We start from the raw sequence: 9695 nt of genomic DNA, 5'->3' as shown, positions 1-9695 counted from the left end.
GGCGTTCGTGATCGGACAACTCCAGCGGCAAGGGCTTCGGACCAGGCATCGACCCACCCTATAACCGCAAGCCAACTACCGACTCAAGACACTAGCTCTTCCACTCCGCGTTGTCGGCTGCGTGCTGCGCCGCGTACGTCACCATGCGCAGCTCACGGGCGTGCGCGAGGACGGGGTAGCCCTCCCACGCCGTCACGTCGTACCCGTACACCGCACAGAAGCGGTCGTACTCACGTGCGCTGACGGCGCCCGTGGTCTTCGCGCGCACGGCGGTGGACACGAGATCCCACTCCGGGGGCCCGACGGAAAAGCGCTCCAGGTCCATCATCAGGACCCCACCGGCTGTGCGGACGATGTTGCCGGGCCAGGCGTCACCGTGCACGGCCCGACCGGGGATACCTGCCGGCCGCTCCGCCCAGGCCGCCAGGAGGTCGCTGTGAAGGGCGTTCAGCCACTGCTTGTCGTCGTCGCGGATCGTGGTGGCCGCGTGCAGCCGTTCGCCGACCCGGACGAAGGGATCGAGATACCCCGGCTCGATCGCCGGCGTGGTCAGGGAGTGGAGCCTCGCGAGGAGTTCAGCGACATCCTCGACCGAGCCGTGCTGCTGCGGCGGCAGTTCAGCCCAGAAGGTCACGGGCCTGCTGTCCGCCTCTACCGGCTGCTCCACGTCGACCAGGCGAACGGCCGGCACGTTCTCCCGGGCGAGCCAACGTGCGACGCGCACCTCGCGGGCCGCCGCAGCGCTCTGTCCCTCCCGGGCGATCCGTACGATCACCCGCTGACGAGGCAGTCGCCATATCTGGTTCTCGGCCAGGCGGAGAGGCTCGGCTCCATCGGAGTCCAATCCGACCGCCGAACGGGGCTGCCCAGTTCGGCGGTCTGGTCGCCGACCCTGTGATGCGGACCTAATGCGCTACGGAGGTGGAGACCTTGACGGGGCCTGACTGACCGGTGGGCGATCCATCTCGACGGGGCCGAGGTGGCGCGCGGCCCGGTCCGTGATGCTCGGTCTAGAAGGCGACCAGCGGAAACGGTCGTGATTCGACCGCACTGCAGGCGGCTGGGCCGCGTATGGCCCGGATTTTGGGCAGAGGAGAGTGGGCCCCTGGCCGACAGCCCGTGACGCTGGCCAGCCGGCACACAAGGGAGGGGAGGGCCGACAGGTCTCCACAAAGGAGACCTCGGTCCAAAGGGTCACGAGAGAGGAAGTCGTCAGGGCCTGGATCGCGGAGCGGGCAACCCACCGACTGATCGCTGCGTCCTCAGCGTGAAGCTCCCTCATCTTGGCCATCTGTCGGACGGACCAGGCGGACCTCGGAAGCGGGGCGCACGCCTGCTGCGGCAGGTGGTCATCCACCCCGGTGCGCGGTTTCCGAACCATCGCCTTGTGCCTCCACCGCTTCCCGCACTCGCTGGTCCTCGCGCAGGGAGCCGACATCGCGCTCCAAGGGGGTGCGGCTCACCGCTGTCGCCAGGTTTTCCAGGGCGTGCTTCTGCAGGTCTGCCTCGCTCCGTAGCGCCGGGCTCCGGCCACCGGCTCTTTCCCATGTCTGGAGGGCCTTCTCCACGCGTGCCCAGTCCGGGTCCCTGTGCTCGCGCATAGCGGCTGCCGCCTGCTCCGTGTCCGATTCCAGGGCTTCGGCCAACGCCTCCACCTCGGGAGTGGAAGGGTTGTCGTCGTGCGGGACGCGGCTCTCCATGAGCGTTGCTGCTCTGTCGAAACCTTCGAGCGCCTCCTGAGCAGCCTTCGCCTCTTGCGCAGTCAGGCCCCTGGGGCGGACCGGTTCCTGTTGTGCCCGGTCGTAAGCCTCTTGCCAGGCGGCGCGGGCTCTTCTGCTCGCCAGTTGGGCGCTGCGCATGTCGGCACGGCGGTCCGCGGTCGGTTCGGCGAAGTGGCGGAGCACTGCCGCCGCGTGGCGGCCGTTGGCGGCAAGCCAGTCCGCCAGCCGCTCCCGTAGCCGGGGCGTCTCCCACGCGGGAAAGGCCGCGTAGGCCAGCATGGCCAGGGCTCCGCCCAGCAGAGTGAGTGCCATCCGCTCCGGAACCGTCTGTTCCCATGCCTGGCCGCCCATGCCGAGCAGGAAGACGACGTAGGCGGCGGCGAAGCACTGGGAGTAGGCGTAGCCCGTACGAATCAGGGTGTACGACAGGCCCGCCGAGACCACCGCCAGCGCACCGAAGAGACGGGCGTCCGGGCCCAGGGCCTCCACGGCTCCGGTGGCGAGCGCGACACCCACCAGAGTCCCGGCGAGACGGGCGACCGCACGCGCGTACGTCCGGTGGAAGTCCGGGCGCATCACCATGACCGAGGCGATGGGCGCCCAGTAGCCGTGCCCCAGGGGCAGCTGAGCGGCGATGAGGTAGCCGAGCGTGGCCACCGCCGCCAGCCGAACGGCATGCCGGAAGACGGGCGAGTCGCGTCGGAGCTCACGGCGGACCGCCCGTGCGACGACCGGAACAAGCCGGAACATGGTCGGGCGCTCCAGTAACTCGACGCGTGCGCCTCCGTGGCGCACAGGCGTCCTTCTGCGCGCGTTGCCGCACTCCGCGATCTCCAGCGCCTCGCCGAGCAGTTCCCTGAGCCTTTCGGCGGCCTGCCTCGCCGGACCTTCGAGCACCTCGTGCTCCGTGCCTTCTCGCAGGAGCTCCGAGGCTCTTGGCGGTACCTCGACGGGGGTGCCTCGCCGGATCGACCGGGCGGCCGCGTCCAACACCTCAGCGGCCGCGTCGAGCAGTTCCCGCGCGCGGTCCCGCCCGGGACCCTCGGCCGGGGCGCCGATGTCAGGGTCGGCCAGCGCGGCGATGGCCGGCACCATGCGCTCGGCAACTCCTCGCGGACCGTGCAGGGCGACGGGGCGCGTGCGAGCCTGAGACGGCGTCACGGCCGCCGCGTCCCGGGCTGTCATCAAGGGCTCGGGGTCGAACCCGGCCGTCGGGTCGTGCCGGAGCCGACGGGCGTAGTCCGCCACGGCGGCCAGAGCGTCGGCGAGCGCGTCCCGATGCGCCCCCCATCGGCGGATCGGGAACAGCAGGATCAGTAATGCCTGCACCACTCCGCCGAGCGCGATGATCCCGGCGTGCTCCAGGGCCCGTCCGGCACTCGTGGGTAGGGTGATGGTCACCAGCATGCTGCCGACGGTCGTCGCCGCGACGATCCCAGCGGTCGATCCGACGGCCCACGCCAGCCCCGCCACGAAGGTCCAGAGGGCCAGCAGCGGAAGGAACGTCACGAGTTGCCCCGCCGCCAGGTACCCCGCCAGGGTGCTGAGCGCCAACCCCGCGCCCGCGCCGAGCGCGATCACCTTGCGTGGGCGCCAGGCGCGCTGGAAGGTGGCCCCACCCGCGGAGAAGGCGCCGAGGGCGGCGGATGCGGCGTACGCAGGGGAGCCGAGCCACAGCGCCGGCCCGACGAGGAGTGCCACACCGACGGCCGCGCGCAGAGCGAGCAGGGGCTCCAGGCGCGTCTCCTCGATGCTGAGCCCGGATCGGAGGACGTCCCTCAAGGCCCTCGGCCACGTCATGGGTGCGGGCCCAGCCGGAAGGTCGTTTCAGCTCGCGTCGGCCGGATCGCCGGAGCCACCATCATGTTCATCTCATCATCGCCGAGGAGAGGGGCGGGACAGGCCGTGTGCCGTCGCCACCGGTGCGTGTGCATCTTGCCTGCGGCTAGCCATCGTGCTCGCCCTGGAGCATGTGGCGACGTTCCTGTTCGCGCGTGGAATAGGCCGCTGCTCGGATCGCCTCGTCGCTCTCCAGCCCCGATCCCAGCGCGCCGCCCACTGTGGCAATCGAAGCCACGAACCATGACAGCGCGCAGTAGTTCTGCGCGTTCAACGGATGCTGGGTCGCGGAGGCGAACACGTGGCCGTTGAGCACGAAGAGCGCCCACACGAAGCTGACGACCATCAGGCCGACGTAGCAGACGGCTGCCCCGATGCTCACGGTCACCATGGTCGACGTGTTGTAGAGAACCGATCGCTGCCTCGCCTCCGGCGATCCTTCCGTTGTGCGATGCCACAGGTTCGCGTCCACGATCAGCCAGCCGATCATGAGCCCGACGGAACCGACCGTGGCGACGACGAGGCGTGGCGTGCCCAGGGAGGTGGCCAGGCTCCAGACGGTGTCGTCCACCGTGGCGATGGCTCCCGTGGCGAGTGCGGCGGCCAGGGCTTTGGACAGGCCCGGCACCAGCCGCCACGGCCGGTTGGCGCGGACCATGCCGACGAGCAATTTGACGTAGCCGCGCGGGCCGTCGGCGACGTAGCGCAGATCGGCGAGCTCCTCCTCGTCGCCAGGGCCCGGGCGGATGGGCGCGAGGCGGCCGGCGAAGGGGCCGAGCGGCGGTCGGCGATAGGCAGCTCGCTCACATCCGGGGGACCGCGAAGCGGCCAGGCTGAGCACGGCTTCCTCCACGACCCGCCGTGCCTTTCCCTGCAACCGCCAGCCCCCCAGGGACGGAAGGGAAAGCAACGCCGTCCCGTGTTCGTGGCTCAGATCCACGACGAGCCTTCGCCTGTGCGAGTGCAGCGGAAGGTCGGTGAGGGCCACGACGATGTCCCAGCTCTCCGCACTTCCGTCCTCCACGATCCGGCGCATCAACGTGGACGGGTCCTCGGCGTCCGCGGTGAAGGGCCTGCTGACCACCTCGACAGCGAACCGTCTCTGCCGGCCGGACTTCTCGGCGAGCCGGGCGGGAAGGGTCCGTGCCAGGCGCTTCGCGACCACGGTCGGCGCGTCCGGGTCCGCGAGGAGAACGACCACCGTGACGACCTGCGACGACGCTTGCATGACTGCATCCTTCTCGTTGTCCGTCCCCGCGACCGCAAATGCCCACAGAATGCCTCCGGCGTGGCATCGGCCACGCGATGACACGCTGGCCCCGGCCGGCCGGTACGGGCGGAGCGGCCGGATTTCCGTCGTTCTGCCCCTACGGGGCCTGCTCTCCGTGACGGGTGGTCAGCCCTCTCGGACCATCGTCAGGAGTGCGCGAGCCGGGCCGCGAGATAGGGCGCGGTGGCGCTGCGGCGGGCCTTCGCGACCTTGGCCGGCGGGCCCGCCGCGACCACCCGTCCGCCCGCGTCGCCGCCGCCCGGCCCGAGGTCGATGACCCAGTCGGCGGTGGTGATCGTGTCCAGGTCGTGTTCGACGAGGACGACCGTGTTGCCCGCGTCGACGAGGCGGTGCAGCTGGCGCAGCAGCAGTGCGACGTCCGAGGGGTGCAGGCCCGCCGTCGGTTCGTCGAGCAGGTAGAGCGTGTGGCCACGACGGGCCCGCTGCAGTTCGGTGGCCAGTTTGATGCGCTGCGCCTCACCGCCGCTGAGCTCAGTGGCGGGCTGCCCCAGCCGCAGGTATCCCAGTCCCACCTCGCGCAACGTCTCCAGACTGCGGGCGGCGGCCGGGACGGCGGACAGAAACTCGGCGGCGGCGTCGACGGACAGCCCCAGCACTTCCGCGATGTTCTTGCCGCGGTAGGTGACTTCCAGCGTTTCGGCGTTGTACCGGGCGCCCTGGCAAGTCGGGCACGGTGCGTAGGTACCAGGCAGGAAGAGCAGTTCCACCGCGACGAATCCTTCGCCCTGGCAGGTCTCGCACCGCCCTTCGGGCACGTTGAAGGAGAACCGGCCGGCCGTGTAGCCGCGCGCCCTGGCCTCGTCCGTCGCCGCGTACAGCTTGCGCACCGCGTCGAACATCCCCGTGTACGTGGCCAGATTGGACCGGGGAGTACGCCCGATGGGCCGTTGGTCGACCCGGACCAGCCGGTCGAACGACTCGACCCCCGACGAGTCCTTGACGTCGACTTCCAGCTGCGCCTCGTCGGGCTCCTCGGGTACGAGTCCGAGGTGACCGCGGACGACCTCGGCGAGCACCTGCGTCACCAGCGTCGACTTTCCGGAACCGGACACGCCCGTCACCGCCGTCAGTACGCAGAGCGGTACGTCGACGGACACGTCGTGCAGATTGTGGCGTGAGACGCCGCTCAGGTGCAGCCAGCCGTGCGGTGTGCGCGTTCGGTGATCGAGTGGCTTGGCGCGCCCGAACAGGTACTGGCTCGTGGCCGACTCCTCCACCCGCTCAAGACCGGCGACCGGGCCGCTGTACAGCACGCGCCCGCCACCCTCGCCCGCGCCGGGGCCGATGTCGACCACCCAGTCCGCCCGCCGTACGACGTCCATGTCGTGTTCCACGACGAACAGCGAGTTGCCCGCCGCCTTGAGGCGGTCCAGCACGTCCAGCAGCGGTTCCGCGTCAGCCGGGTGCAGGCCCGCGGAGGGTTCGTCGAGTACGTAGACGACGCCGAACAGCCCCGAGCGCAACTGAGTGGCGATCCGTAGGCGTTGCGCCTCGCCGGGCGACAGGGTCGTAGAGCGGCGCCCGAGGCTCAGATACCCCAGGCCCAGGTCGAGCAGTACGTCGACCCGCGCGACCAGATCGCCGCAGATCCGGACCGCCACCTCGGTCGTTTCCCCGGACCGGGCGGTGGAAGTGGTGGCGTCGGCCTCGGGCCGCCGTGCGACGGGCCGCAGCAGCGCCGCGACCTCGTTCAACGGCATCGCGTTGACTTCGGCGATGGAACGTCCGGCGAAGGTCACGGCGAGCGCCTCGGGCCGCAGTCCGCTGCCGTGGCACTCGGGGCAGGGCACGCTCCTGACGAACCGGAGCGCCCGTTCGCGCATCTTCTCGCTCTTGGAGTCGGCAAGGACGTGCATGACGTGCTTGCGGGCGCTCCAGAACGTGCCCTGGTAGCCGTAGTCGATGCGGTCCTCCTCCGGCTCGATGTAGACGGAGGGCTGCTCATCGGTGTACAGCAGCCAGTCCCGGTCCTTCTTCTTGAGCCTGCGCCACGGTCGGTCGATGTCGATCCCCAGGCCGTTGACGATGCTGCGCAGGTTGGCCCCCTGCCAGGCCCCCGGCCAGGCTGCGATCGCGCCCTCGCGGATGCTCAGCGAGGGGTCCGGGACGAGCAGCTCCTCGGCGACATCGTGGACGACGCCCAGTCCGTGGCACTCCGGGCAGGCCCCGGCCGGGGTGTTCGGTGAGAACGACTCGGCTTCCAGCCGTGCGGCCCGGGGCGGATAGGTGCCGGCGCGGGAGTACAGCATGCGCAGCAGATTGGACAGCGTGGTGATGGTGCCGACCGTCGAGCGCGAACTGGGCGCCCCGCGTCGCTGCTGCAGGGCCACCGCCGGTGGCAGTCCGGTGATCTCCTGCACGTGCGGTGCACCGACCTGCTGCAACAGCCTCCGGACGTACGGTGCCACGGACTCGAAGTAGCGCCGCTGCGCCTCAGCGTAGAGCGTGCCGAACGCGAGTGAGGACTTGCCGGAGCCGGAGACGCCCGTGAAGGCGACCATCGCGTTCCGCGGAAGATCGACATCGATGTTCCGCAGGTTGTTCTCACTGGCACCCCGGACATGCACGAAGGGGTCAATCGCGTCTATGTTCACCCTTCCTGAGTACCTGATCACGCTGGGAACCGCGCGACGGGAGCCGGCGAGCGGCCGCGACGGGTGAGCGGGGGAGTGGGCGGTCACCTGCGTCATCCCACCGGGACGCCGGGTGGCACCACTACCGGGCGCAGGCCCTCACCGCTGCCGCATGGACTGATGGTGTCCAACCCTGAGGGTCTACTGGTGAAAGATCAGCGCCGAGATGCGGACCGGTCCGCCTCCGGTTGAGGCCTCTCAGGGCCTGTGCTGCGGTCGCGGACGAGGTTGCCGGCATTCTCGCGGTGCTCGTGCACGAGGCGAATGGCCATGGCGCCTTCACCGGTGGCCGAGGCAACTCGTTTGACCGAGCCGCTCCTCACGTCGCCGGCCGCGAAGACCCCGGGAAGGCTGGTCTCCAGCAGCAAGGGAGCACGGCCGAGTGCGTCCCACCGGGTCGCGTCGGCAGCAGCCCGGGCGTCAGCCCCCGTCAGGACGAAGCCCTTCTCGTCCAGGGCGAGGGCTCCCCTCAGCCACTCCGTGCGCGGGCGGGCCCCGATGAACACGAACAGCGCGGCGGCCCGCAGCGGGCGGCGCTCACCGCGTGTGTTGTCCTCGACGCTCAGCGACTCCAGTTTGTCCTTCCCGGAGACGCCCCGGACTTCGGTGTGGAGGAGCACCTCGATCTTCGGATGACGTTCGACCTGGTCCACCAGGTATCGGGACATGTCCGCGTTGAGGTCGCCGCCCCGGACGAGGAGGTGGACTCCGGACGCGTGTTGCGCCAGGAACAGCGCCGCCTGGCCGGCGGAGTTGCCCCCGCCGACCACCGCGACCGGGTCCGCCTCGCAGAGACTCGCCTCGTGCACGGTCGCCGCGTAGTAGACGCTGATGCCCTCCAGCCGCTCGATGCCGGGCACCTCGAGCCTGCGGTACCGGACACCCGAGGCGAGCACCACGGCGCCCGCCCGGACGTGGGACCCGTCTGTGAAGGTGACCACGTACGCGTCGTCCTGAGGTGTGAGCCTGTTGACCTGGGCCGGCACCATGAGGCGGGCACCGAATTTGTGGGCCTGGAGCACCGCGCGTTCGATGAGCTCGCCTCCGGAGATGCCCGACGGGAAGCCGAGGTAGTTCTCGATGCGGGACGAGGTGCCTGCCTGGCCTCCGGTGGCCACGGCGTCGACGGAGATCGTGGTGAGGCCGTCGGAGGCGCCGTACACGGCTGCGGCGAGTCCCGCGGGGCCCGCGCCGACCACCACCACGTCGCACTGGGCGTCCTTCGCCGTGGGGGCGGGCAGCCCGATGAGCCTGGCGAGTTCGGCGTTGCTCGGATTGCGCAGCACTCGATCGCCCTTCCAGAGGACGACCGGAGTCTCCTCGGGGCGGATCGAGAACCGACGCAGCAGCGCCTCAGCTTCCTTGTCCCTCTCCAGATCCAGCCAGCGGTGGGGGAGCCTGTTGCGGGCAGCGAACTCCCGCAGCCGCCGCGTGTCCTGCGAGTAGCACGATCCCAGGATGCGGAAACCTGCGCCGAGGCCGATGAGGAGATACCGGCGGCCCAGGCAAGCCCGGAGGATCAGGTCACCGAGTACGGGGTCGCGGCCGATCAAGGTGCGCTGGCGTTCCACCGGCACGGCGAGGATCTCGCCGGCCTCACGGACCACCGCGGTGTCGAAGGCGGCCTGCCCCTCCAGCATTCCCAGCTCACCCAGGAACCTGCCGGGTCCGTGCAGCGCCATCGTGCGCTCTTCCCGATCGCCGTGGTCCTGAAGGATCTCGACGGTGCCGCTGAGGATCGCGAGGAACTCCCGGAACGGCTCTCCCTCCCGGTACAGCACCTCGCCTTCCGTGGTCCTGCGGCGCTCGCCGTGCGCGGTCAGGTTCTGAAGCTGTTCCGGTGTCAAGCGGGGGAACGCTCCGTACCGGTCCGGTGTCTCACGGACCGCACCATTCCCGTGTTGTGCCGTGCTCATCAGACCAGAGCCTCGTGAACGTAGCACCAGCGCCAGTCCTCTCCCGGTTGGAAGGACTGGACGATGGGGTGCCCGGCACTGCCCGCGTGTCGTCGGGCGTGTTTGAGGGGTGAGGAATCGCAGCAGCCGACGTGCCCGCAGGTGAGGCAGAGGCGCAGGTGCACCCACGGGGAGTGCTCCTTGAGGCACTCCTCGCAGCCCTGCGGGGTGCGCGGTGTGACGGGCCGCACCATTGCCAGGTGCGGATCCGGAATCGTGGCCATGACGTTCTCCTCCCAAGTAGTGCGCTACCGCG

The 9695-nt window shown here is 70.2% G+C and carries 6 protein-coding genes; all 6 read right to left on the bottom strand.

The window, feature by feature from the left end:
• Window positions 1-91: 91 nt before the first annotated feature.
• The 6 genes from ACH4KB_RS32520 to ACH4KB_RS32495 all read right to left on the bottom strand — a co-directional run bounded on the left by ACH4KB_RS32520 (window position 92) and on the right by ACH4KB_RS32495 (window position 9663).
• Window positions 92-775: a phosphotransferase family protein gene (locus ACH4KB_RS32520; RefSeq protein ID WP_398069759.1), complete on the bottom strand. Its 684-nt coding sequence runs from the start codon at window positions 773-775 to the stop codon at window positions 92-94.
• A gap of 574 nt (window positions 776-1349) precedes the next feature.
• On the bottom strand, window positions 1350-3521 hold the full coding sequence (locus tag ACH4KB_RS32515; protein WP_398069757.1) for an FUSC family protein: 2172 nt from the start codon (window positions 3519-3521) through the stop codon (window positions 1350-1352).
• 145 nt (window positions 3522-3666) lie between these two features.
• Window positions 3667-4788 (bottom strand): hypothetical protein, encoded by a 1122-nt coding sequence (locus ACH4KB_RS32510; RefSeq protein ID WP_398069755.1) that lies wholly within the window; start codon window positions 4786-4788, stop codon window positions 3667-3669.
• A gap of 188 nt (window positions 4789-4976) precedes the next feature.
• Window positions 4977-7445 carry an excinuclease ABC subunit UvrA gene (uvrA, locus tag ACH4KB_RS32505; RefSeq protein WP_398069753.1) on the bottom strand — a complete coding sequence of 823 codons (2469 nt, stop codon included), beginning with the start codon at window positions 7443-7445 and terminating at the stop codon, window positions 4977-4979.
• 194 nt (window positions 7446-7639) lie between these two features.
• Window positions 7640-9400, bottom strand: coding sequence for an FAD-dependent oxidoreductase (locus ACH4KB_RS32500; RefSeq protein ID WP_398069751.1), 1761 nt, complete (start codon window positions 9398-9400; stop codon window positions 7640-7642).
• Complete coding sequence (locus tag ACH4KB_RS32495; protein ID WP_018516017.1) at window positions 9400-9663, bottom strand: UBP-type zinc finger domain-containing protein; 264 nt, start codon at window positions 9661-9663, stop codon at window positions 9400-9402. The genes ACH4KB_RS32500 and ACH4KB_RS32495 overlap by 1 nt, the downstream gene beginning before the upstream one ends.
• Between the last annotated feature and the right edge of the window lie 32 nt (window positions 9664-9695).

Source organism: Streptomyces sp. NPDC017520, from assembly GCF_044329855.1.
In the GTDB taxonomy this organism is placed as follows: Bacteria; Actinomycetota; Actinomycetes; order Streptomycetales; family Streptomycetaceae; genus Streptomyces.
This window is presented reverse-complemented; position numbering and strand designations above follow the sequence as displayed.